Here is a 23124-nt window from a genome sequence, read left to right as displayed (position 1 = left end):
GGATAACCGTGATTTTTCACAGTCATGGTTATTTTTTGCCCGGCAATAACATATTCAGTTTCTCAAAAATACAGATCCTTATGAAAAAAGTACTGATCACACTGGCCGTTCTGGGCACCGCAACTCAGATCAAGGCCCAGACCATAAATGACGTTCTCAGGTACGGTTCGGAAAACATCCAGGGAACAGCGCGGTATCAATCCATGAGCGGGGCCTTCGGGGCCCTCGGAGGTGACCTCTCCGCACTGAACAACAATCCTGCGGGATCGGCAGTCTTCAACAACGGCATGCTTACCCTGTCGGGAACCAGCTATAACACCAAAAACAAAACCGGGTATTTCGGTAACCGGACCGCTGCAGACGCTTCCGATTTCGACCTCAACCAGCTGGGGGGCGTACTGGTATTTCACAACAACAGTAACGGATCGGACTGGAGGAAACTCTCCCTTGCCTTTAATTTTGAGAGGGCGAACAACTTTGAAAACGAATTTATCGCTTCCGGGATCAGCAATAACTCCGTAGACCGCTATTTCCTGAGTTTTGCCGACGGTATCCCGCTGGGTGACCTCGGCCTGTTCCCCGACGAGCACCTCGGTGATGCCTATCTCGATATAGGCTCCGAATACGGGTTCAGGACGCAACAGGCATTCCTCGGATATTACGGAGGGGTATTCGATCCCGTAAGTACGGGCGACAACAATACGCAATACCTGTCAAATGTTCCCGAGGGCACGGTAAACCAGTATTTCCTTCAGAGTACCACAGGTTATAACAACAAGTTTACCGTAAACATGGCCGGGCAGTACACTGATAATTTCTATATAGGGGCATCCCTTAACTTCCACGACGTGCAATACGAGAAATACACCCAGCTGGACGAAGACGGCTATGCCTCTTCCGCCATGGAGTACATCGCTTTCGACAACCTGCTGCTCACCCAGGGCAATGCCTTTTCCTTTGCCGTGGGTGGTATAGCCAGGGTCGGCGAAATGGTACGCGTAGGGCTTACCTACCAGTCGCCTACCTGGTACAGGCTCAACGACGAACTGTCTCAACGTATAGAGACAAGCAATGAAGATCCGAGAATTGCGGAAGTGGATTTTAACTACGTCAACATCTTCGAGGATTACAAGATCCATATTCCCTCAAAATACACCGGGAGCATGGCCGTGGTATTCGGGCAGCAGGGACTGGTAAGCCTCGACTATTCTTACCAGGACATGAGTAATGCCAAGCTCAAACCCGCTTCGGTGGAAGCCTACCGGGCAGAGAACGACTATATAAGCGATAATCTGCAGGCTGTCTCCACCGTAAGGCTGGGAGGCGAATACCGTATAAAACGCTTTAGCCTGAGGGGCGGATACCGCTACGAACAGAGCCCGTATGACAGCGATATGATAGGCGACCTGAACGGGTATTCGTTCGGCCTCGGGTACGACTTCGGTGCTACCAGGATCGATGCCGCTTTCGGACAGTATATGAGGGACTACAAGTCACAGCTCTACGAACAGGGACTGACCGATACGGCAGATATAGACAGTAAAAATACAAACGTGACCCTGTCGCTTACCTTCAACCTGTAACACAGGACAAAACCTCCTTTTCCCGAATGATAACCGGAGACAGGGTGCAGGCGGGAAAAGGAGAACAAAAAATTATTTGTCCCTCAGAAATCCCTATCTTTGCATCCCCTTGCCGCCAGTTGGCAGGCTTATTTTCGGAAAGCGGTATTCCGGACACACCGATCCGGCCTTCCCTATCCGAAAATACCTATATTTGCAACAAAGTGGCAAACACAAGCGCATCGATACAGTTTACAGCGCTTGCTGTACCGGGAGACATAAATTCCAAACCGATGAAAATAGACAAAGCCTTGGAAGAGCAGTTTGAAGAGATTGGAGATAACCACGTATCGTCTTCGGCAGACACCCCATTGAGGGAAGATGCCTTTGAGTTGTCTGACGATGAAAAAATGGAACGTATAGAACAGGATGTATACCACATCATGGAGACCCTCGGGCTGGATCTTACCGACGACAGTCTGAGAGGGACCCCGCGAAGAGTGGCCAAGATGTTTGTAAAGGAAATTTTCGGCGGGCTTCATCCGGACAGGAAACCGAAAGCATCCACCTTTCAGAACAAATACAGGTACGGGGAAATGCTGGTCGAAAAGAATATCACGGTATACTCTACCTGTGAACATCATCTTTTGCCCATAGTAGGACGGGCCCATGTAGCCTATATTTCCAAAGGCAATGTCATAGGGCTTTCCAAAATGAACCGTATCGTGGATTATTACGCCAAAAGGCCCCAGGTACAGGAGAGAATGACCATGCAGATCGTCCAGGAACTCCAAAAGGCCCTGGGTACGGATGATGTGGCCTGCGTAGTGGATGCCAAGCATCTCTGTGTAAACTCCAGGGGAATACGCGATATTGAAAGCAGTACCGTTACCGCAGAGTTCGGGGGCAGGTTCAAAGATCCCGCCGTACGCAGAGAATTCCTGGACTACATAAAGCTGGACACCGAATTTTAGTTTCCCACCCTGTAAAATCACCAAGCCCGAAATGCAACTATACCGAGACCAGAAGCTGAAGATATACAATTCGCTTAACGGACAGAAGGAAGTATTCGAACCCATCAACGAAGGCCATGTAGGCATGTATGTCTGCGGCCCTACGGTATATAATTATGTACATCTCGGGAATTGCAGGACGTTCATATCCTTCGACCTGGTTTTCCGGTATCTCAGGCACCTGGGCTATAAAGTGAGGTATGTGAGGAATATCACCGATGCCGGTCACCTGGAAAACGATGCAGACGAAGGCGAAGACCGCATTGCAAAAAAGGCCAGGCTCGAACAGATAGAACCCATGGAAGTGGTACAGCGGTATACCGTAGACTTCCACAATACCCTGAACCGTTTCAACAACCTGCCTCCCAGTATAGAACCTACGGCTACGGGGCATATTATCGAACAGATCGATATCATTAAGGAGATCCTCGACAAGGGATTTGCCTATGAGATCAACGGTTCGGTATATTTCGACGTCATCAAGTTCAACAAAACCACCAGGTACGGAAAGCTCAGCGGGAGAAATATCGAGGACCTGATCCACAATACCCGCGAACTCGACGGGCAGAGCGACAAGAAAAGTCCGCAGGACTTCGCACTGTGGAAAAAAGCCGAACCCCAGCATATCATGCGGTGGCCTTCGCCCTGGAGCGACGGTTTCCCGGGATGGCACCTCGAATGTACCGCCATGAGTACCAAATACCTCGGTGAAAAATTCGACATCCACGGAGGGGGAATGGACCTGAAATTCCCGCATCACGAATGTGAGATCGCACAGGCCGAGGCCTGCAACGGCCATTCGCCCGTAAATTACTGGATGCATGCCAATATGCTTACCCTCAACGGCAAGAAAATGGCAAAATCGACAGGAAACAACATTCTGCCCAACGAGATCTTTACGGGAGACAACACGATTTTAAGCAAGCCGTTTGCTCCTGCCGTCGTGCGTTTTTTCATACTGCAGGCCCATTACAGAAGTGTTCTGGACTTCAGTAACGACGCCCTGCTCGCTTCGGAAAAGGGATTCAACCGGCTTATGGAAGCCATTCATTTTCTGGATGAGCTCCAGGCCTCTCAGGAAACCCGCGGATTTGATACGGCCGGCTGGAAACAGAAATGCTACGATGCGATGAACGACGATTTTAACAGCCCTGTGCTTATCGCCCATCTCTTCGAAGCCGTGAAATTCGTCAACCAGGTCAGGGAAGGAAAGGCCGGTATATCCGCAGCCGACCTGACGTTGCTGAAAGAGGCTATACACGCTTTTACATTTGATGTTCTCGGACTGGTGGACACGTCTGCTTCCGGCGAAGGCGACACAGACAAACTGCCGGGCGTGGTCGAACTGCTGATCCGCCTCCGGGCAGAAGCGAGGGCCAACAAGGATTTTGCCACATCCGACAGGATAAGGGACGAACTCGCAGTAATGGGAATTCAGCTTAAGGACGGAAAAGAAGGTACCACCTTCTCCGTTTCCTGATATTCGCGGGACACGTTGCTGAAACAGGAAAAACATGAAACTTTTACTGAAAATACTCACCTATCCGTTTATATTTTTGGTAAGAATATACCAGTACCTCATATCTCCCCTTACCCCGGCAACCTGCAGGTACAGCCCTACCTGCTCCCATTATACCGTAGAAGCCCTGCAGAAACACGGGCTCTTCAAAGGCGGTAAACTGGCCCTGAAGAGAATTTTCAGTTGCCATCCCTGGGGAGGCTCCGGCTACGATCCGGTACCGGAAAAAGATGAAATATAGATCCTCTACTACCCTCTTACCTTATATTCTCCCGGTGTAGACCTCACCACCTGCTGAAGCCGGTTCCAGGAATTTATCTGGGCTATGGCCAGGGTGAGTATCGCAATCTCCTGTACACTGAAAAAGGTTTTCATCTTTTCAAAGAGCATATCGTCTATATGGTGATGCGGCAAATCGGTAAGTGCTTCGGCAAATTCCAGTGCGGCACGTTCCTTTTCCGAATAATAAGGGCATTCTCTCCAGGCTGCAACAGAGTACAGTCGCAGGGGGTCTTCTCCCAGGTATACAGCTTCCTTGTAATGCATATCAAGGCAGAAAGCGCAGTGATTCAACTGTGATATCCTGTACTTCAGCAATTCCGCAAGACGCAGGTCGATACCGCTCTCATGTATGTAATGCTCTACGGCTACCATTACTTTGTACATTCCTTCCGGGAATTCCGCATACTTTATTCTTTCCATAACAGTTCATCTTTTAAAGTTATATACCCATAGACAAACTACCGGAAGCAAACGTGACATTTAAAGCCGGTCTTTCTGAAGATTTTTTAATTTATCGGGGTTCCGGATAAAATAAATACGCCTGATCTTCCCCCCGCAGATTTCCACAGGCATACAATTGACCAGTTCTTCCCCGCGATAGTAAAAAACAGCGGGACGGTGGTTTACACCGGCCAGGACCAGGCGCATTCCGGGAGTATGCCCGTAAAATTTCCTGAAAATTCCCAGGATAAACCTCGAAACGTCCCTTTTTCCAGAAATCACGTTTACCGCAGCAGATACTTTGCCTCCGCCATCGGAAGTGGCATTGACCTCGTCGTGCAGCAAGGCTTCCAACCGGGGCATTTCACCTTCCTGAATGGCCTGCAACAGTTTTTCCAGGTGTTCCGGGCTTTCGCCTCCCTTTTCCGGAAATATCTCTTCCTCTCTGAGCTTGACCTTCCCCCTCCGGAAAAGTTGCCTGGAATGCGCTTCGGAAATATCCAGTGTAACTGCAATTTCCTGGTGAGAGTAATGGTACCCCTCCTTCAGAATAAACACCGCCCGCTCTTTCGGACCGAGTTTTTCCAGCAATATCATCAATGAATAAGACAATATCTCTGTCCTTTCCAGGGCCATATCCGAACGGTCGGTAGCTACGGGTTCCGGAAGCCAGCTCCCGGGATAGTCTTTCCGGAACCTGTCCTGGCGTTTCTTCACATTGATCGCATGATTGATCACAGACCTTACCAGGTAAGCCCTGGTATTATGCACGTCCTGTACGGGGTGCTCCAGCTGTTTCAACCAGACATCCTGCACCACATCCCGGGCATCTTCATAAGAGCCGAGAATATTATACGCATACGTTTCCAATAAAGGTCTGAAAGTGTCCATACCGTCTTTTATCACATCATATCAATAAAACAAGACAATGCCGATACCACAAACGTGACATTAACACTGTTAAAATAATACTTTTAATTTAGTTTTCCGTTTGTATTCATTTCACCCGGGTTTCCCTATATTTACACCTGTAAATTAAAGGTTCCGGAGTTTTATACCCCTACTGCCTGTTGCAGAACGGGTTTTGGTCCGTAACCTGATAACAGAAGGACATGCATTTTTTAAGTATACACTGGAACCCCAGCGAGGGCATAGACCTCGGTTTTTTTATGCTTCGTTATTACAGCCTTATGTTTGTGGTAGCTTTTGTGCTCGGCTGGTTTGTCATGAAAAAAATATACGATCGCGAGGGGCTGACCGTCAAGGAACTGGACCCTTTGTTTATCTATACGGTACTGGCCACCCTGATCGGCGCCCGCCTGGGGCACTTTCTCTTTTACGAACCTGAAATGTTTATCAAAGACCCGCTCCATATATTCCTGCCCGTGGAGTTCAGTCCGAAATTCCGTATCGTAGGGTTCCGCGGGCTCGCCAGTCACGGGGCAGCCATAGGCATTATCATCGCCATGTTCTACTACAGCCGGAAGATCATTCATAAGCCCATACTCTGGATACTGGACCGGATCGTCCTTCCCGTATCGCTCGGGGGAATATTTGTGCGTATCGGAAACTTTATGAACTCCGAGATCATCGGCAAGCCCACGAACAGCGATTACGGGGTCATCTTTGGAAAGCTAAACGAAAGCTTCCCGAGACACCCTTCCCAGTTATACGAAGCCTCGGGATACCTGCTGGTATTTCTCATACTCTGGTATATCTACTGGAAGACCGAAAAACGAAAAAAGGCCGGGTATATATTCGGTGTGTTCCTTATCCTGCTGTGGACGGTAAGGTTTATCGTGGAATTCTTTAAGGAAAACCAGGTCGCCTTCGAAGATCAGTTGTCCCTGAATATGGGCCAATGGCTGAGCATACCTTTTATTCTCTTCGGGTTTTATCTCGTATTCAGGAACCGGAAGACCGTACAGACCGATAACCCGTAAAAACACAAGACATGTTTAGAATACCCGTTTCCCTGCTGCTGGGAGCCCTATTGACACTAAGTGTTTCCTGCAAGGGCGACCGGCAGAACAACACAGTAAAAACACAGGAGATCAGTTTTACCAAAGACGGGGAATTAACCCTGTTCAAGGCTGATGCAACTCCCGTAAAGGAACTCGAGATAGAGATTGCCGATGACGAATACAAGATAGAGACCGGGCTGATGTACCGCAGCGCAATGGCAGAAAACAGGGGGATGCTTTTTGTATTTGACCATGAAGAACCGCGCTATTTCTATATGAAAAATACCAATATTCCGCTGGATATCATTTACCTCGATGCAGCGCGGAAGATCGTAAGCATAAAGACCGATGCGGAACCTCTTAATGAAAATTCCATTCCTTCGGAGCACCCGGCACAGTACGTGCTGGAGGTCAATGCCGGTATGGCAGAAAAATGGGGCCTGCAACCCGGTGATTCCATCAGCTACCGGCGGGATTGATTGTGTTGTTGTTAGTATTGAGTATTGAGTAGTGAGTATTGAGTATTGAGTAGTGAGTAGTGAGTAAATAACTTAATAACCCATTAACCTAATAACTTACCCCTAAAAAGGCCCTCCCGAATGGGGGAAAATGTAGTTAAACCCGAACTGTACTGCCCCGTAATTGGCTTTTGCAAGGTTTAAAAGCCCGGGGATGTCGTCGGCCAGCAGGTAAAACTGTACATTACCCATCCGCGCGGCCAGCCCTCCCCCGATATTGGTCTGTGAATAGCGGTCGGCGGTATAGGTTACCTTCGTCTCCAGAAATCCCGTAAGTTTCCTGCTGTAAAAAGCCGTTATAGAAGCCAGCGGCCCCTTCGGGCGGTTTACTACAAACAACTGGGCGCCTACATTATTGATATAATTCTCATAATCCGTAAGGTAATAGCGTTTTTTATTCCTTCTGATACCGAAAGCGTAATTTACAGCGCCATACATCTTGTAGGCCCTCCGGGTGGTGTATTTCCGGGCATTTTTTTCATAAGGCAACTGATCCTCTATCTTGTCCTTTAAATCTTCCCAGTACTCTTCGGGGTTCTCTCCTTCGGCAGGGTTCAGGAACAGCTCTACCCCTTCCAGGTCATAACTTCCCTTGAGTGTATAGTTCTTCACATCTTCGGTATGGCGTACAAACCCGAAGTCGAGCAAACTGGCCGTTACCGTCCACTGCTTTGCCGGATGGTAAGTAAGCCCCAGGTCCATTCCCAGCCCGAAATTACCGCTGAACAGCATTCTGCTCCTCAGTTCTTTCCAGACTTCCTTCCCTTCATTACCGTCTCTCGGGATGTCTTCCAGCGACTGATACCCGGAAGTGCGAAGGGCCACATCGGCGAGAATGCGGTGCACATAGAAATTGACCGGGTCGTATTCAGTAACAAAATACCCCGAGTTCCCCGAAGCGTGGATGTTGACCATTCCCGAATACCACTTTGCCCTCACTCCGACCTTCAGGCGGTCACTGACTTTCCTTCGCCACCCGAAGTGCAGTACGGTAAGCATTTCTGCCGTAACATCCAGGTGCCCCAAGTCAAATTTTTCTCCTATATGTCCCTTATTCCCGTCATAGGCCAGCACGGCGAGGTCTCCAGGCCAGTACACAAAAGCATCGGTTTCCTGGTACATCCCGAACGAGTAATAATCCCTGCCCGTCCAGTCGCCCTTAAAACCGATATTGAACAGTTCCGCCTGCTGGCTGGTAGAAACCACATCTCCCGGAGACATACGGCGTACCAGCTTTCCCACCTTATCGTTAAAACTCACCTCATCGTCTGCAAAGAGGTCATACACCGAAAAACCGCTCGACCCCGCTCCTGCCTGAACTCCCGACAGCAACGGCACCCCGGCATACCAGCGGTTGTCTACCCCGGCAGCAGGATTGAGCAGCAGCGACTGGGGGATCGCTGTAAAATCATACAACAGGGGCTTGTTCTGGGCATTGATATAAAATACAGGCATACACAGTAACAGAAGCAGATGTTGTAATTTCATCCTCTCTCTCATTTTTTGATGTTCAGCCCGAATACGCCCATCGATTTCAGGCGGAGATAGGCATTCTTATCTATTTCACCACTCCCGTCCAGATCAATACGAATGTACATGCGGTTTGTCTTTTTAAGTTGTTCTATGGTTTCCGAAGAATATTCCAGGGTATCCCTGCCGATATATTCCTCCCCTGCCGATAAAGGTTTCAGTTCGATATCAACACCTTCGCCCAGATCGTTACCATTCTCATCCCTCATCATCAGAATAAGTCTACCTCCCACATCTAAGGTACTGCCCACTTCAAAAACAAGGGAAGCTTCTTCCAGGTGATCTATCACATAAGGTTCGGAGAACAGATTAAACCCCACTTCCTCATCAACCACATTAATACGACCGGCAGGGCCATTAAGGTTTTCACCCCCCAACAACTCCAACAGTGTATGGAGCTCAGCCATACCGATGGTCTCATCGGGGATCAGGGAACATAATGTCTTTTCCGTGGCCAGCCCGTCCAGCATATCACAGGTGGTCAGCGTATCCACATATACCAGTCCCGTTTCCACCTCCGGTGTCAGCGTAAGGTCGTTCACCTGGTCGAAGTCGACATCTTTCATACATGCCCCCGGGGCACTGCACAGGAATACCATTACCAGTATACGGTATATTTTCCGGGCCGGCATCACAGATGATTTTTTATTTCGAACAGATTGTCGATGGTCACGATACGGTCTTCCGCCTTTTCTTTCCGGGTGTTGTAATGAATGGCCCCCATACCCACTCCCAGGGCCCCGTAGATATCGGCTTCGAGGTCATCTCCTATCATTACCGCATTTCCGGCAGTAATACCGGCCCGTTTCAGCGCGTAGTTAAAGATACCGGGATCCGGTTTTTTGACCCCGGAAAGCTCAGAACTTATCACATGGGTAAAGTAAGGGGCTATCCCCGAATTTGCGAGCTTTTTGTGCTGTACCTTTTCAAAACCGTTGGTGATGATGTGCAAACTGTATTTGCCTTTGAGGTACCCGAGGATCTCCCTGGCGTGAAGAAAAAGATGATTGTTTTCGGTAAGCTGGGCCATATAATCTTCCATAAGCACCCCCACCAGTTCGCTGTCCACCTCCTTGCCCAACGCAGAAAAAGTAAGTTCGAGCCGGGAACGGCGCAATTCTTCCTGCGTGATCCTGTTCTCCCGGTACGCTTTCCAGCAATCCCGGTTAATGGGAGTATAAGCCTTCATGAAATCTGATGGTACGATCTCCACCCGGTGCCTGCCCAGGATATGTTCAAAGGCAAGGGCCGAATTTTTCTCGAAATCCCAGAGCGTATGATCGAGATCAAAAAAAATATCCGTTACCCTTACAGTGCCGGTTTTACTGTTTTTCATTTTTTCGGTCGTTTGTTTTTTCCGTAATTTCCTGCGGAGGCCATTGGTGCGTCTCTTCACGCCATCCGGAAATCCACCGGAAATATATTTTCTTCAGATCGAGCGACATTTCCCCGGTCCATCGTTCGTTGGAGAACACCGTGATAAAATCGCCGCCGGTACGTTCCACATACCCGTACAGCTCTGCCATTTTCTTCAGGGCCTCATCTTCATCCGGCAACCTGAGCAATGCCGAGTCCTGAATACAAAAAGGGTTTATCTTCAGGGGCAATTGTATTTCGTAACTAATATCGTAAAAATGGAACGGGCTACAGGTACCCGCCCTGAACCCGGGAACATCGGAATATCCCATGGTATAGTCTTCGTTAAACCCCGCCTCTATGGCCGCCTTATAGGACTCCGGGATAAAAGAACGGTTATAACGGGCCCTGACCCTCTTTACCGGTCTGTTGATGATTTCCCTGAGCCGCCGGCGCTCCTTCTTGAGCTCCACGGCATTATTTACGGCGTAATACGATGACATCAGCGAAACCACGTGATAGTCGGCTACCGATTTTATTAACGTTCGAAAAGAGGCCTTGTTGTACGGAATATTTTTATCATAGGCGGAATAGTCTCCCAACAGGAAGAAAAAAACTGCCGTAACACCGTATTTTCTATGGACATCGATGAGTTCACCAAAAAAATCGTAAGGATCTTTTTTAAACCCGAGAAGCACCATATACCTTTCCAGAACCTTACCCGGCTTCAGGGCAATCATATCCATGACAGTCCCGGCCAGGGTCCTTATTATACCTTTTTTGCGGTATGCATAAGCCGCTGCTATATCCACTACCGATACGAACCTCGTTTCCTGTTTTCCGAAACCGGCATCCGGAAATCTTTTCCGAAGCGCCGAAGCAAGTTTCCTGACCCATAAGTCTACCACCGGAAGCTCCAGGAAACCGTGTTCCCAGGCGAGGCTTTCCCTGGCGGGATACCTGCCGTATTCATCCTTTACATGGGGCAGATACTCTTCATAACGGCTCAACAGGTAAAATCCGGCAGCAAAAATATCAAACGGAATACTGGACTTGTCTCCCGTGGCGAAGAAACACGGCACATCGTCCCACATCTGTATATTGATATCCATAGCAGATATTCCCTGTTCGAAAAGCACATCGTGACTTCTGACAAAAAACTCATTCTGCAGGGGATGCCGGGTATAGGTGATCTTGGCCCCGGAATGAGCTATAAAATCTTCCACCTTGTCCGTGATCTTCACCTCGGTCTGAAGCATGTTCACAAAGATGTGCTTCATGATATAGGTAACCCTCGGAGTTATTTTATGGGTATAGACTAATAGCATGGATCCAATATTCAATTTCCCGGTCTTGCAGCCTTCCGCGAAAGTCCCGGCCATCATTGTATGACCACAAAAATCTACAAAATACGGTGGTCTGCAAAGCTAAAATAGCTTTTTTCCGTGATTATCAGGTGATCCAGTACACGAATATCCAGACTTTCGGAGGCAAGCCTTATTTTTTGTGTCAGTTTTTTATCGGCATCGCTGGGCGTCAGGGTTCCGGAAGGGTGGTTATGGGCAAGCACTATGGCCGTGGCCCCCAGTTCCAGGGCCGTTTTCATGGCCAGTCTTATGTCGACCAGGGTTCCGGTAATGCCTCCCTTGCTCAGTTGCACATACCGGATCACCCTGTTCGAATTATTGAGATAGACGATCCAGAACTCTTCATGGGGCAGTTCGCCGATCACAGGCTGCATTAGCTCGAATACCGAAGCACTGCTCGTTACCCTGAAACGTTCAAGGGCTTCCTCCACCCTTCTGCGCCTTCCCAGTTCCAGCGCTGCGGCAATAGCAATGGCCTTGGCCTCTCCTATCCCTTTAAAACGCATAAGCCCCGATATGGAAAACCTGCCGAGTTCGTGCAGATTATTGTTGGCCGCACCCAGGATCCGTTGTGAAAGCCCTACGGCACTCTCTTCCCGGTTACCACTGCCCAGCAGGATGGCTACCAGTTCTGCATCGGTCAGGGCCTGTCTCCCCTTGTTCAGGAGTTTCTCTCTCGGACGATCGTCCTCTTTCCAGTTTTTAATAGATAGGGATAACGCTTGTTCCATCGGTCTTAATTTCTTATAAAGATACGTTCAACCGACGTTATTTCAAATAAAATATAAAATAAATTCACTTCTAATGTCAGGAAATTTCATACGAGTATATTCCCTCGTAAAAATCCTCTTCGTCAACGCCCAGGTGCTGACACAGCCATTTAGCTCCCAAAATATGGCCGGTAAGGTGGGCATCGTCCATATCCAGGGGCATGGGTCCTTCGGGAGTATCGAGCACTACCTTGCCGCCGTCCCCGTTGCCTGACAACACGTGATACGGATGTTTGCGCACCGGGTTTTCCGAAGCTTCCACCACTGCCTTCAGCCCCGGGTCATCTTCATTATAGACCACAATACCTCCTTTTACGACACGGTCTGTAAATGCCCTGGCAATCTCAGGGTCTCCCCCCGGAAGCGAGGTCAGCCATACGATATTGGGATGATAGTGGTAAAACTGCGGCACAGGATCGAGTGCAGAATAAGGAAGGTGGCTTCCCGCCAGTATGACAAACTCATTATCCTCGGAAAGTTGTATCCGCACTTCCCCATCCTTTTCCCTTACCGCATCGGTATGTTTATTGTGATATTCCATCACATACAATACCAGCGATAATAATGTACCGCTGTAATCCCCTCCCGCGATCACTACTCTTGTCTTGCCGCGGGTCAGTTCATACAGGATCTCCGGCACCGTATATATCCTGACATCCAGTTCCCGGGCGCGCTGCAGCTCCGGGTTCTCCTCCCCTATTCCGGCTCCTGCGATAACCCCGTCCAGGTTGCCCGAAACAAGGCGATCAGACCATCCTTCCCCCTGCACTTCCACCTTACTCTCCACAAGCTCTTCCTGTTTTTCGTAATTGAGCTTCTCCTCGCTCCCGCTCACCTCATGACCAGAATTACCAAGTACACGGGCAATGGCAAAAAGCCTGGGGTCTGCGAGGCCGATACAATGTAAACGCATATTCTTCCGATTTGATAACGTAAAGATAAAAAAGCATATACACATGGGCATTAAAAAAACGGGAAAACCCGTTAATCCCCGCCCCTGGCCCCGCTTTTATAAATATCGGGCAGCGCCAGCCCGAACCGTACGGCAAGGAGCCTTATCGATATGACAATAACAATCGAGGCCAGGAAGGTTATATCCTCCGGGACCGGAAGCATGCGAAGCAGGAGATAGGCCACCGCCCCTGAGATACAGGCCGTAGCATAGATCTCCCGGTGAAAAATGACCGGTATCTCGTTGCACAGGGTATCCCTGACCACTCCGCCGAAACAGGCTGTAATGGTGCCCAGGGTAACGCACATTACGGCGCTCAGGTCTGCTTCGATCCCCTTTTCCACTCCTACCAGTGTGTATAGCCCGATACCTATGGTGTCGAACAGGAAAAGGGAGGTTCTCAGGTATTTCAGCTTTTCGCGGAACAGCAGCGCCAGGACCACGGTAACAATGATCGTGTACATATACACATTGTCCCGCAACCAGGTTACCGGCTCTACCCCGAGAAGGATATCCCTGATAGTCCCGCCTCCCACCGCCGTTACAAAGGCAATAATAAAAACCCCGAAAATATCCAGTTTCTTCTGCAAGGCAGCCAATACGCCCGATATGGCGAAAGAAACCACTCCCAGAAGGTCTGTAACCTGATAAAACATGACACTTTCCGTTTAGCCGCATACCCGCACCTGCCGGGTATTACATATTTTGCGTAAAATAATTATAGTCTTTCAGCACCCGGTCTATGAATGCCCCCACCGTAGGTTCTCCCGCAGACACCTGTATCACATTTTCCACCTTCTTTTTAAGCTTTAACAGCAACACCTTATCCCCCGATTTCCGGGCAGCGTTATAGGTTTCCTTAATAATCCTCATATCATTATCCGACAGGCGTATGACCGAAGGGTAGACCGGCCGGTAATCTTCCTGCAGGCTTTCAAGGATGGTATGATTTATGGTCACCCGGTCTTTCAGGCTGATTACCGAAGTTCCCGCAGTCATGTCTCCCAGCCGCTGGCTCTTGCTGCTGCTTACGATACTGATCAGGGCGATCACCCCTCCCATCATGTTGATATCCACGAGCCGGAGAAACCAGCGTATGAGGTAATCGCCGAAGGAAGCCTGGTAGCCGTCTATCTTTACCACTTTTATCTTTAACAGTCTTTTTCCCGGGGTCTGCCCTTCCAGGAGGGACTCGAAAACAAGGGTATAAAAAATAAACGGCAGGAAAAAGATCAGGAGGACGGCTACATAAGACCACTGGTCCATTCCCTCTAATACATCATTTATTCCCAGTACAACGAACAGTAACTGGTAAACGACGATGACATAGGCTATCTTGATAAGCATATCCACCACATAGGCGAGTATACGCTCCCCTACGGAAGCAGCGGTAAAACTGATATTGACGTTTTGTGTGGTATTGATCTGTAGTTCTGCCATATATATTGCATTGCCGGATGCCCGGCGACATCCCTCTGTTGGGTTGCCAAGTTAGGGTTTCCCCGAATAACTTCCCTATCCCTTAAAACAGGGATTTTGCATAAAATTACAACATCCCGGGCATAAAAGTATCGGTTTTCTTTTAACTTTACAGTTCAAACATATCTTAATTTTCCACATGTCTCCGTTGTCGGCCTTCATGCTTTATCCGGGGTAATTCAGAAGGAATGTATGAGAGAAGTCGCCTTTATCACACAAAACAAGGAAAAATGGCTCAATTTTGAGCAGGCCATATTTCACCGACGGTTCAAGGATCCGGATGAGCTGGCTACCTTGTATATTCATATCATCAACGATCTGTCGTATGCGCAGACCTATTACCCCAAAAGCAGGGTCATAGCTTACCTGAACCAGCTTGCTGCCAAGGCTTTTCAGAGCATTTACCGTACCCGGCGACAGGACACCAACCGGCTGCTGTACTTTTTCCGCACGGAAGTCCCCCTCACCGTGTATCAGCATCGCCGGTATTTTGCCTATGCCTTTACACTGTTTTTTATCTTTGTGGCCATCGGAGTGGTATCTGCTGCCCATGACGACACCTTCGTAAGGTTAATTCTCGGCGACGGATATGTGAACATGACCCTGGACAATATCAAAAACGGCGATCCGGTAGCGGTATATAAAAGCGGGAGCAACTGGGGCAGCTTTATCGGGATTACCCTCAATAATATTTACGTCAGCATGCGGGCCTTTGTATATGGTATTTTCGGCGGCCTGGGAACCGGATGGATACTGCTCCAGAACGGTATCATGCTGGGGGCTTTCCAGTATATGTTCCACGCCGAAGGCGTATTGTGGGAAAGTGTGAGGGGTATCTGGATACACGGGGCCATGGAGATTTTTTCCATCGTGGTCACCGGGGCTGCGGGCTTTATCCTCGGCGCAGGGATCCTCTTTCCGAAAACATATTCCAGGAAAACCTCCTTCAAGATGGCCTTCAAGGACGGTATCAGGATACTGCTGAGCACCATTCCGTTCTTTATCGCAGCCGGCTTCCTCGAAGGGTTCGTTACCCGCTATGCCGGGGTCATGCCCGATATGGCCGCACTGATCATCATACTCGGCACCCTGGGCTTCATATCGTATTACTACCTCATATACCCTTTTATCATACATCGCAAAACTGTTAACTCATTATGATAGAGCTCTATAAGAAAAGGGAGTTCGGCGAACTCTTTTCAGATACCTTTGCCTTTATCAGGCAGAACGGCAAGCATTTTTTCAGGAACTTCCTGCTTATCAACGGGGCTTTTATCCTGGTATTGATGGTACTGGCCTATTTTTTCATAAAAGTATACAGCGCACTGATCACGGGTGCTACCATACCGGGATATGACACGGATACCATGGTAGAGAACTACATCAACAACAATGCACCTCTTGTGGCCGTTTTTGGCATTCTCTTCGTCCTGGTAGCCTGCCTGGTAGGTTTTATCACCTATGCCTATACCCCGATATACCTGTTGCTGTATTCGCAATCGGGAAATGCCGGTTTCGGAAGCAAAGAGATCGTAAAAATGCTCAAGGACAACGCCGGAAAGCTGATCATCTTTATCCTGGCATGCCTGCTGTTGTCCATTCCCGTATTTATAGGGGCAGGTATCGTAGCTTTTGTAATGGTGATAACCGTTATAGGAATATTTTGCCTTCCGCTCCTGCTGGCAACCATTACCCTTACCTACAACAATGCCCTGATGGAATACCTCGGGTCGGACAAGGGGGTTTTTGACTGCTTCGAATACGGGATGAAGCTTACCTTTAAAAAATTCTGGATCTGTGTGGGGAGTGTCGCATTGTTCTACTTCATGATACAGATCGTTCAGGGACTGGCTACCACCATACCGTATATGGCCGGAATCATATCTGTGGTAACCACCACCGGATCGGGAAATTCGGAGGAAAGTCTGGCGCTGATGATGACGATCATGATGGTGTTCTACCTCTTTTCATTCATACTGGGCATTATAGGAAATACCTTTATACAGATAAATCAGTGCGTGGTGTATTTCAGCCTTAAGGAAGAAACGGAAAATATCAACACTACTTCGGTGATCGACCAGATCGGGGCTTCCGGGTCCTGAAAGAACCGGAAAACAGAAGAACGGATCCCGGCGGAAGCGCTGTCTCTCAAACCTCATGACATTGAAAAGATACCTGTTAGCATTCATACTCGCATTTATATATATGGCACCCGTTCCGGGACAGGATGGCGGGGACAGCCTGCGTATTGACCGTTCTCCCGTGGAAAAAAGGGTATTTACCGAAAACCCGCAACAGAAATACCAGGGGGAGGAATACACCTACGAATACGAAGCCGCCAGCGGGTGGTTCTCCAGATTCAAGGAATGGTTCGTGCAAAAGCTGATGGACCTGTTCCGCATGGAGTCCCGTCAAAAGGCAGCAGACATAACCGATTTCGCCCTCAAGGTGTTTTACATAGTGATCATACTCGCTGTTATCTATTTTATCATAAGAGCCATTATCAACCGGGAAGGGCGATGGATATTCAGAAGGAACACCGACCGCAGCATCATCGTGGCACGCGACATCGAAAACAATATTCACGTTACCGACTTTCAGGCCCTTGTACGGCAGGCCGTAGCCGAAAAAAGATACCGGGAGGCCATCAGGTACCACTACCTGTGGCTGTTAAAAGAACTTTCGGAAAGGGCACTCATTACCTATGATGTGGAAAAGACCAACAACGATTACCAGGCAGAGCTGCAACAACACCCTATCGGTAGGGACTTCAGGTACGCTGCCTATCTTTATACCTATATATGGTACGGGGAGTTTGAGATAGACCAGCTCCAGTATACTAATGCCGCCGGGACTTTTTCCCGGCTCATAACATCGGTAGCCGGATGAAAAACAGTCTGAAAATATACATAGCAATACTGGTCCTCCTCATGGCAGCAGTGGTAGTCTTTGAGGTCTCCCAGCCCAGACCGGTAGACTGGACCCCCACCTTCAACGAGAGCCAGACCAAACCCTATGCCCTGAAAGTCCTGCACACAGAGCTTCAGGATGCTTTCGAAGACGGGGTGGAAGACATCAGGACTTCTCCTTACGAGTACTTGCAGGCAACATTGCCCTATATGGATACGATCTATTCCAGGGGTCCGGATTTCGTGTATGTAGACAGTCATTTCAACCTGGACGAAACCTCTGTCACCGAACTGCTCAAATACGTGGAAGCAGGCAATACCGCCTTTATTTCCAGCCATAATTTCCCCGTTGTCCTGGCCGATACACTCGGTCTTGAAACGAGTTACAATTACGCTTTCAACCAGAAAGGCAGCCTGAACCTGGCCAATCCGGAGCTGCAAAAAGACAGCATTTCCGTAAAAGAAAGCACGACCGGGATGTTTTTTTCGGCCCTGGATTCCCTGAATACCACCGTTCTCGGATACCAGGATTTTAAAGAAAGACAGATCAACTTTGTGAGTGTCCGCTTCGGGAAGGGAACATTTCTCCTGCATACCTATCCCTATGCCTTTACCAATTACTACCTGCTGAAAGACCGGAATATGGAATACGCAGCAGGAGTATTCTCCTATCTTCCTTCCGGGAAGCTGTATTTTAAAGCCAAGGACCGTCAATCGGCTGTACTGGGAAATTCTCCGCTGAGGTTTATCAATTCCCAACCCCCGCTGAGGTGGGCATGGCTTACCGGCCTGGTTACCCTGTTGGTATTCATCCTGTTCAACGCCAAGAGAAAACAACGTATTATCAGGGTTATCCCCCCTGTACCGAATACTACGGTCGACTTCGTAAAGACCATCAGTAACCTGTATTACGAGACCGGGGACCACGCCAACCTGATCGAAAAAAAGATCACCTATTTCCTGGAAGGAATACGAAACCGGTATTACGTGGATACCACACAACTGAACGAAAAGTTTGTACGTACCCTGGCCGCAAAGACAGGAAAGGAAAAAAAGGTCATAGCACATACCGTAAAACTGATCTCCCGCCTGGCAGGCCGCACCACCTATACCGAGCAGGACCTGCTGAGGCTCAACAGGGCCATCGAACAGTTTCACGCCAATAACAATACCAGATAAAAATGACAACTATGAATACGGAAGACCACATACCCGAAGAAAACGAAAAACAGGAGCCTTCACAACACCAGGCTCCTGATACAACTCCTGTACAGGAACAGGAAAAAGAGGCGGCCCCTGCCGGGGACACCCTGGAATTCCGGTCGCGGATAGACCTTTCGGCCCTGCAGGCCGCCGTAGCGCAAACACGGGAAGAGCTCTCCGGGGTTATCGTAGGCCAGACCAACATGATCGACATGCTGATCACCGCCCTGCTCGCAAACGGCCATGTACTTATAGAAGGGGTCCCCGGCGTGGCCAAGACCATCACGGCCAAACTCTTGTCCAAAGCCCTGGCCGTAGATTTCAGCAGGATACAGTTCACCCCCGACCTGATGCCTTCAGACATCCTGGGGACTTCGGTATTCGACCTCAAGAAATCGGAATTCGAGTTCAGGAAAGGCCCCGTGTTCTCCAATATGCTCCTTATCGACGAGATCAACAGGGCACCGGCAAAAACCCAGGCCGCCCTGTTCGAGGTAATGGAAGAACGGCAGATCACCATGGACGGACAACGGTATCCGCTGCCTCCCCCCTTTATGGTGCTCGCCACGCAAAACCCGGTAGAACAGGAAGGAACATACCGCCTTCCCGAAGCCCAGCTGGACCGTTTTCTCTTCAAGATCGATGTGGAATACCCTTCGCTTGAAGAAGAAATAGAGATCATCACCCGCGAACATACGCTCGGGGACACTCCGAAAACCGACAAGATAGATCCGTTCCTTTCCAGGGAACAGGTCTCCGGATATCAGAAACTGGTAAACGAGGTACGAATAGAACCCCACCTGCTGAAATATATCGCAGAGATCATCATAAACACCAGGAACAACCCCTTCCTGTATCTCGGGGCATCTCCCCGGGCCTCCATAGCCATATTAAAGGCTTCAAAAGCCTATGCCGCTATCAACGGACGTGATTTTGTGACGCCCGAAGACATAAAACAGGTGGCTGTCCCGGTGTTGCAACACCGCATTATCATAACTCCCGAAAGAGAGATGGAAGGGGTAACGGCAAAACAGGTGATACAACAGATCATCCAGACCGTGGAGATCCCGAGATAGTGCGCTTTGTCTATAATCCGAGAACATCTGAAAATTGAAACTGTTTAGACCTTTATACCTGCAAAACCGCTTTTTTTACGGCTGTATCGCCGTAATTGTCCTGTTTATCATAAGTTTTGTACTGGACAGGCTGTTTTTTGTAGCCCAGCTCGGGCTGGTTGTCCTTCTGGCCTTCACGGTCATGGACAGTCTTATCCTTTTCTACACCAGGACAGGCGTCAGGGCGGAGCGGACCGCCCCGGAGAAATTTTCCAACGGCGACCGAAATCCGGTCAGGATCGTTATCGACAACCATTATACGTTTCCGGTACATGCCCGGATCATCGACGAGATCCCGGAGCAGTTCCAGGTACGTAATTTCCGCCTGGAACGAAAGCTTCCGGCATCCTCGTCCCGAACGGTGGAATACGACCTGAGGCCCACGGAACGGGGCGAATATCATTTCGGGAAACTGAACCTCTACATCTCGTCTGCCCTCGGACTGGTAGCCCGGAGATACCGGTACAGCGACAAGGTGATGGTACCCACCTATCCCGCTTTCCTGCAACTCAGGAAATACGACCTTCTGGCCTTTACCAATCGCCTGAGCCAGTACGGCATCAAAAAGATCCGGCGTATCGGCCACACCCTCGAATTCGAACAGATCAAGGAATACGTTCAGGGCGATGACCTGCGCACCCTCAACTGGAAAGCTACGGCCAAAAAGAACCAGCTTATGGTAAACCAGTTCCAGGACGAAAAATCCCAACCGGTATATGCCGTTATCGACAAGGGACGGGTCATGAAAATGCCGTTTGAAGGGCTCAGCCTGCTCGACTATGCCATCAATGCCACCCTGGTACTGAGCAATGTGATCCTGAAAAAGCAGGACAAGGCCGGCATGTTCACCTTTTCCAGAAAAGTAGAGAATATCGTAGTCGCGGAAAGAAGGAATTCCCAGATGGGACTGATCCTGGAGACCCTGTACAATATCGAGACGGATTTTTTCGAGTCTGATTTCAGCCGGCTCTACGGCGATATCAAACGCAATATTACCCAGCGAAGCCTGATCCTGCTCTTTACCAATTTCGAAACGCTGGACGGCCTGCACCGCCAGCTGCCATACCTGAAGGGTATCGCCAAAAACCACCTGCTGGTCACCGTATTCTTTAAGAATACCGAACTGAACCAGCTTATCGGCAATCCCGCCGGGACCATCCAGGAAGTTTACGACAAGGTGATCGCCGAAAAATTTGATTTCGAAAAACGCCTTATCGTCAACGAACTGAAAAAATACGGCATCTACTCCATTCTTACCACTCCCGAAAACCTGACCATAGATACCATTAACAAATACCTGGAAATAAAGGCAAGGGGGCTGTTATAACGGCAACGGGCAGCTCCGCTCCCAAACAAAAAAGCAGGGTACGGAAATCCGTACCCTGTTCACCCCTAAACAATATCTAACCCAACGGTTATATCTTCTCGTCCAGCCAGGCTTTCATCATCCAGACCGTCTTTTCCTGTTCCGTAATGAAATCACTCATCATCGAATTGGTCCCTTCGTCATTGGCATCGTCCGACTCGTCGAGGATCACCCTTTCTATCTTGAGTAATTCCGTAAGCGAATTCACGATCAGGGTCACTGCGGCCTCATCCTGGTGAACGTTCTTTCCGACCGGCACTTTGCCCGCCTTGATATAGTCTTCAAAAGTATGCAGCGGAGTACCTCCCAGCGTCAGTACCCTCTCTGCGATCAGGTCTATCTTTTCCTGGCTGTCGTTGTACAGCTCTTCAAATTTCGGGTGCAGGTCAAAGAAACGCTTGCCCCGTATATTCCAGTGGATCCCACGTAAATTCTGATAATACAGCTGAAAATTGGCAAGAAGGTTGTTCAGGTCCTTAACCAGGTTTTCTGTTTTATTGACATCCAGTCCTAAGGTGTTTACTTGCATAATGGCATGATTTTAAGTTCTTCGTTAATTTACGACAAATTTACCGATTATTTAGAGGGAAGGAAATATAACATTTATCAATAGTTTTTATATTTTTATCGAATAAAACTATGCCGTTAGTTTGTAGATAACGGGATGGCAGGAAGCCGGAAGTCCGGAGTTTGATTAAACCCTGCAACCCGTTATGAGTTCAGAATTCAGAGTTAAACTGACAAACTGACAACTAAAAACTACGAACTAATAAACTAAACGACCCATAAGTATGACCATTACACAATTACAATATGTACTGGCCGTAGCCGAGTATCAGAATTTTACCCTGGCTGCAGAGAAATCTTTTGTGACCCAGCCCACCCTGAGTATGCAGATCCAGAAGCTTGAAGACGAACTGGACGTCCTGATCTTCGACCGTAGCAAGAAACCCATTCAGCTCACCGATGTAGGAAAAAAGATTGTAGCACAGGCCAGGAATATCGTGAGCGAATCGGGCAGGATCAAGGATATCGTAGACCAGGAAAAGGGATATATAGGAGGTGAGTTCAGACTGGGTATCATTCCCACCGTAATGCCGACGCTCCTCCCGATGTTCCTGCGCAATTTCATCAATAAATACCCCAAGGTCAATATCAGGATCGAGGAACAAAATACGTCTACCCTGGTGCAGAAACTTTCCGAAGGGCATCTCGATGCAGCCATTGCCGCAACACCGCTGGAAAACGAACGCATCCGGGAAAAGGTTTTGTATTACGAGCCTTTTGTAGCCTATATCCCGGAAAACCACCGGTTGCACGCCAACACCAGGATAGACCCTGCCGACCTCAACATAGAAGACGTGCTCCTGCTCAGGGACGGGCATTGTTTTCGCGACGGGGTCATCAACCTGTGCAAGGCGAAATCAGATCACAGGGATGAACGCTTCCAGCTGGAAAGCGGGAGCTTCGAAACCATGATAAGACTGGCCGACGAAGGCATGGGAATGACCCTGCTCCCCTATCTCCACACCCTGGGGCTTTGTGAGAATGAGAAAAAAAACCTGCATTTCTTCCACGATCCCAACCCGGCCCGCGAAATAAGCCTGATCTATCACAAAAGTGAACTGAAACTCCAGCTTATAGAAGCCCTGAGGGAAGTTATCCTCGGAGTGGTAAGAGGCGCCATCGCCTTCCAGAACGTCCAGATCATAAGCCCGGTGAAATAATGTGGTAATGTGGTAATGTGATAATTGACTAATTATCGAATTAAAAAACCC

The 23124-nt window shown here is 48.9% G+C and carries 24 protein-coding genes; 13 read left to right on the top strand and 11 right to left on the bottom strand.

Features of this window, described 5'->3' with window-relative positions; translation table 11 throughout:
- Positions 1 to 8 precede the first annotated feature (8 nt).
- From DN748_RS06850 to yidD, 4 genes are all read left to right on the top strand, one after another.
- Positions 9 to 1583 (top strand): OmpP1/FadL family transporter, encoded by a 1575-nt coding sequence (locus DN748_RS06850; protein WP_317047410.1) that lies wholly within the window; start codon positions 9 to 11, stop codon positions 1581 to 1583.
- Positions 1584 to 1855: 272 nt separating this feature from the next.
- Positions 1856 to 2536 (top strand): GTP cyclohydrolase I FolE, encoded by a 681-nt coding sequence (gene folE, locus DN748_RS06845; protein ID WP_112371156.1) that lies wholly within the window; start codon positions 1856 to 1858, stop codon positions 2534 to 2536.
- A gap of 31 nt (positions 2537 to 2567) precedes the next feature.
- A complete protein-coding gene (gene cysS / locus DN748_RS06840) occupies positions 2568 to 4055 on the top strand; it encodes a cysteine--tRNA ligase (RefSeq protein WP_112371034.1) in 1488 nt (495 codons plus the stop codon).
- A gap of 34 nt (positions 4056 to 4089) precedes the next feature.
- Positions 4090 to 4335, top strand: a complete 246-nt coding sequence (gene yidD / locus DN748_RS06835; RefSeq protein ID WP_112371033.1) for a membrane protein insertion efficiency factor YidD — start codon at positions 4090 to 4092, stop codon at positions 4333 to 4335.
- Positions 4336 to 4343: 8 nt separating this feature from the next.
- Here the strand turns inward: yidD and DN748_RS06830 are convergent, their stop codons facing one another.
- Both DN748_RS06830 and DN748_RS06825 read right to left on the bottom strand, forming a co-directional pair.
- The gene (locus DN748_RS06830) at positions 4344 to 4796 is read right to left on the bottom strand and encodes a carboxymuconolactone decarboxylase family protein (protein ID WP_112371032.1); all 453 of its coding nucleotides are present in this window, start codon (positions 4794 to 4796) and stop codon (positions 4344 to 4346) included.
- Positions 4797 to 4856: 60 nt separating this feature from the next.
- Positions 4857 to 5708, bottom strand: coding sequence for a sigma-70 family RNA polymerase sigma factor (locus DN748_RS06825; protein ID WP_112371031.1), 852 nt, complete (start codon positions 5706 to 5708; stop codon positions 4857 to 4859).
- A gap of 221 nt (positions 5709 to 5929) precedes the next feature.
- On the opposite strand from DN748_RS06825, the gene lgt reads away from it, so the two are divergent.
- On the top strand, positions 5930 to 6760 hold the full coding sequence (lgt, locus tag DN748_RS06820; RefSeq protein ID WP_112371030.1) for a prolipoprotein diacylglyceryl transferase: 831 nt from the start codon (positions 5930 to 5932) through the stop codon (positions 6758 to 6760).
- An 11-nt stretch (positions 6761 to 6771) separates the two neighbouring features.
- Positions 6772 to 7260 carry a DUF192 domain-containing protein gene (locus tag DN748_RS06815; protein ID WP_112371029.1) on the top strand — a complete coding sequence of 163 codons (489 nt, stop codon included), beginning with the start codon at positions 6772 to 6774 and terminating at the stop codon, positions 7258 to 7260.
- Between the two features lie 102 nt (positions 7261 to 7362).
- Here the strand turns inward: DN748_RS06815 and DN748_RS06810 are convergent, their stop codons facing one another.
- From DN748_RS06810 to DN748_RS06775, 8 genes are all read right to left on the bottom strand, one after another.
- Positions 7363 to 8787 (bottom strand): DUF5723 family protein, encoded by a 1425-nt coding sequence (locus DN748_RS06810; protein ID WP_112371028.1) that lies wholly within the window; start codon positions 8785 to 8787, stop codon positions 7363 to 7365.
- 8 nt (positions 8788 to 8795) lie between these two features.
- Positions 8796 to 9461 carry a hypothetical protein gene (locus DN748_RS06805; protein ID WP_112371027.1) on the bottom strand — a complete coding sequence of 222 codons (666 nt, stop codon included), beginning with the start codon at positions 9459 to 9461 and terminating at the stop codon, positions 8796 to 8798.
- Positions 9461 to 10165, bottom strand: coding sequence for a YjjG family noncanonical pyrimidine nucleotidase (locus tag DN748_RS06800; RefSeq protein ID WP_112371026.1), 705 nt, complete (start codon positions 10163 to 10165; stop codon positions 9461 to 9463). Before DN748_RS06800 ends, DN748_RS06805 begins: the two co-directional genes overlap by 1 nt.
- On the bottom strand, positions 10152 to 11513 hold the full coding sequence (locus DN748_RS06795) for a polysaccharide deacetylase family protein (RefSeq protein WP_201741434.1): 1362 nt from the start codon (positions 11511 to 11513) through the stop codon (positions 10152 to 10154). The genes DN748_RS06800 and DN748_RS06795 overlap by 14 nt, the downstream gene beginning before the upstream one ends.
- A 74-nt stretch (positions 11514 to 11587) precedes the next feature.
- Positions 11588 to 12283, bottom strand: a complete 696-nt coding sequence (gene radC / locus DN748_RS06790) for a RadC family protein (protein WP_112371025.1) — start codon at positions 12281 to 12283, stop codon at positions 11588 to 11590.
- A gap of 76 nt (positions 12284 to 12359) precedes the next feature.
- Complete coding sequence (locus DN748_RS06785; RefSeq protein WP_161554494.1) at positions 12360 to 13235, bottom strand: Mur ligase domain-containing protein; 876 nt, start codon at positions 13233 to 13235, stop codon at positions 12360 to 12362.
- 71 nt (positions 13236 to 13306) lie between these two features.
- Positions 13307 to 13930, bottom strand: a complete 624-nt coding sequence (locus tag DN748_RS06780; RefSeq protein ID WP_112371023.1) for a trimeric intracellular cation channel family protein — start codon at positions 13928 to 13930, stop codon at positions 13307 to 13309.
- A gap of 40 nt (positions 13931 to 13970) precedes the next feature.
- A complete protein-coding gene (locus tag DN748_RS06775; RefSeq protein WP_112371022.1) occupies positions 13971 to 14714 on the bottom strand; it encodes an RDD family protein in 744 nt (247 codons plus the stop codon).
- A 231-nt stretch (positions 14715 to 14945) separates the two neighbouring features.
- Here DN748_RS06775 and DN748_RS06770 point away from each other — a divergent pair, with 231 nt between their 5' ends.
- From DN748_RS06770 to DN748_RS06745, 6 genes are read left to right on the top strand one after another with little or no spacing between them, the layout of a single operon-like run.
- Positions 14946 to 15914, top strand: a complete 969-nt coding sequence (locus DN748_RS06770; RefSeq protein WP_112371021.1) for a stage II sporulation protein M — start codon at positions 14946 to 14948, stop codon at positions 15912 to 15914.
- Positions 15911 to 16855, top strand: coding sequence for a hypothetical protein (locus tag DN748_RS06765; RefSeq protein ID WP_112371020.1), 945 nt, complete (start codon positions 15911 to 15913; stop codon positions 16853 to 16855). Before DN748_RS06770 ends, DN748_RS06765 begins: the two co-directional genes overlap by 4 nt.
- Positions 16856 to 16910: 55 nt before the next feature.
- Complete coding sequence (locus DN748_RS06760; RefSeq protein WP_112371019.1) at positions 16911 to 17642, top strand: DUF4129 domain-containing protein; 732 nt, start codon at positions 16911 to 16913, stop codon at positions 17640 to 17642.
- Complete coding sequence (locus tag DN748_RS06755; RefSeq protein ID WP_112371018.1) at positions 17639 to 18841, top strand: DUF4350 domain-containing protein; 1203 nt, start codon at positions 17639 to 17641, stop codon at positions 18839 to 18841. The genes DN748_RS06760 and DN748_RS06755 overlap by 4 nt, the downstream gene beginning before the upstream one ends.
- Positions 18842 to 18852: 11 nt before the next feature.
- Positions 18853 to 19941, top strand: a complete 1089-nt coding sequence (locus tag DN748_RS06750; protein WP_112371017.1) for an AAA family ATPase — start codon at positions 18853 to 18855, stop codon at positions 19939 to 19941.
- A 34-nt stretch (positions 19942 to 19975) separates the two neighbouring features.
- Positions 19976 to 21307 carry a DUF58 domain-containing protein gene (locus tag DN748_RS06745; protein WP_112371016.1) on the top strand — a complete coding sequence of 444 codons (1332 nt, stop codon included), beginning with the start codon at positions 19976 to 19978 and terminating at the stop codon, positions 21305 to 21307.
- A gap of 88 nt (positions 21308 to 21395) precedes the next feature.
- On the opposite strand, the gene DN748_RS06740 is transcribed toward DN748_RS06745, so the two are convergent.
- A complete protein-coding gene (locus tag DN748_RS06740; RefSeq protein ID WP_112371015.1) occupies positions 21396 to 21875 on the bottom strand; it encodes a Dps family protein in 480 nt (159 codons plus the stop codon).
- Between the two features lie 262 nt (positions 21876 to 22137).
- Here DN748_RS06740 and DN748_RS06735 point away from each other — a divergent pair, with 262 nt between their 5' ends.
- The gene (locus tag DN748_RS06735) at positions 22138 to 23073 is read left to right on the top strand and encodes a LysR substrate-binding domain-containing protein (protein ID WP_112371014.1); all 936 of its coding nucleotides are present in this window, start codon (positions 22138 to 22140) and stop codon (positions 23071 to 23073) included.
- The last annotated feature ends 51 nt before the right edge of the window (positions 23074 to 23124 follow it).

Origin of the sequence: Sinomicrobium soli, assembly GCF_003285545.1 — a bacterium.
In the GTDB taxonomy this organism is placed as follows: Bacteria; Bacteroidota; Bacteroidia; order Flavobacteriales; family Flavobacteriaceae; genus Sinomicrobium.
The sequence above is the reverse complement of the archived record's forward strand: the minus strand, read 5'-3'. Positions and strand labels throughout refer to the sequence as shown.

Bases quoted from the DNA above. Each gene is read 5' to 3' on its own strand.
- folE (WP_112371156.1), top strand. From the start codon at position 1,856: ATGAAAATAGACAAAGCCTTGGAAGAGCAGTTTGAAGAGATTGGAGAT.
- cysS (WP_112371034.1), top strand. From the start codon at position 2,568: ATGCAACTATACCGAGACCAGAAGCTGAAGATATACAATTCGCTTAAC.
- yidD (WP_112371033.1), top strand. From the start codon at position 4,090: ATGAAACTTTTACTGAAAATACTCACCTATCCGTTTATATTTTTGGTA.
- DN748_RS06830 (WP_112371032.1), bottom strand. From the start codon at position 4,796: ATGGAAAGAATAAAGTATGCGGAATTCCCGGAAGGAATGTACAAAGTA.
- DN748_RS06825 (WP_112371031.1), bottom strand. From the start codon at position 5,708: ATGGACACTTTCAGACCTTTATTGGAAACGTATGCGTATAATATTCTC.
- lgt (WP_112371030.1), top strand. From the start codon at position 5,930: ATGCATTTTTTAAGTATACACTGGAACCCCAGCGAGGGCATAGACCTC.
- DN748_RS06815 (WP_112371029.1), top strand. From the start codon at position 6,772: ATGTTTAGAATACCCGTTTCCCTGCTGCTGGGAGCCCTATTGACACTA.
- DN748_RS06810 (WP_112371028.1), bottom strand. From the start codon at position 8,787: ATGAAATTACAACATCTGCTTCTGTTACTGTGTATGCCTGTATTTTAT.
- DN748_RS06805 (WP_112371027.1), bottom strand. From the start codon at position 9,461: ATGCCGGCCCGGAAAATATACCGTATACTGGTAATGGTATTCCTGTGC.
- DN748_RS06800 (WP_112371026.1), bottom strand. From the start codon at position 10,165: ATGAAAAACAGTAAAACCGGCACTGTAAGGGTAACGGATATTTTTTTT.
- DN748_RS06795 (WP_201741434.1), bottom strand. From the start codon at position 11,513: ATGCTATTAGTCTATACCCATAAAATAACTCCGAGGGTTACCTATATC.
- radC (WP_112371025.1), bottom strand. From the start codon at position 12,283: ATGGAACAAGCGTTATCCCTATCTATTAAAAACTGGAAAGAGGACGAT.
- DN748_RS06785 (WP_161554494.1), bottom strand. From the start codon at position 13,235: ATGCGTTTACATTGTATCGGCCTCGCAGACCCCAGGCTTTTTGCCATT.
- DN748_RS06780 (WP_112371023.1), bottom strand. From the start codon at position 13,930: ATGTTTTATCAGGTTACAGACCTTCTGGGAGTGGTTTCTTTCGCCATA.
- DN748_RS06775 (WP_112371022.1), bottom strand. From the start codon at position 14,714: ATGGCAGAACTACAGATCAATACCACACAAAACGTCAATATCAGTTTT.
- DN748_RS06770 (WP_112371021.1), top strand. From the start codon at position 14,946: ATGAGAGAAGTCGCCTTTATCACACAAAACAAGGAAAAATGGCTCAAT.
- DN748_RS06765 (WP_112371020.1), top strand. From the start codon at position 15,911: ATGATAGAGCTCTATAAGAAAAGGGAGTTCGGCGAACTCTTTTCAGAT.
- DN748_RS06760 (WP_112371019.1), top strand. From the start codon at position 16,911: ATGACATTGAAAAGATACCTGTTAGCATTCATACTCGCATTTATATAT.
- DN748_RS06755 (WP_112371018.1), top strand. From the start codon at position 17,639: ATGAAAAACAGTCTGAAAATATACATAGCAATACTGGTCCTCCTCATG.
- DN748_RS06750 (WP_112371017.1), top strand. From the start codon at position 18,853: ATGAATACGGAAGACCACATACCCGAAGAAAACGAAAAACAGGAGCCT.
- DN748_RS06740 (WP_112371015.1), bottom strand. From the start codon at position 21,875: ATGCAAGTAAACACCTTAGGACTGGATGTCAATAAAACAGAAAACCTG.
- DN748_RS06735 (WP_112371014.1), top strand. From the start codon at position 22,138: ATGACCATTACACAATTACAATATGTACTGGCCGTAGCCGAGTATCAG.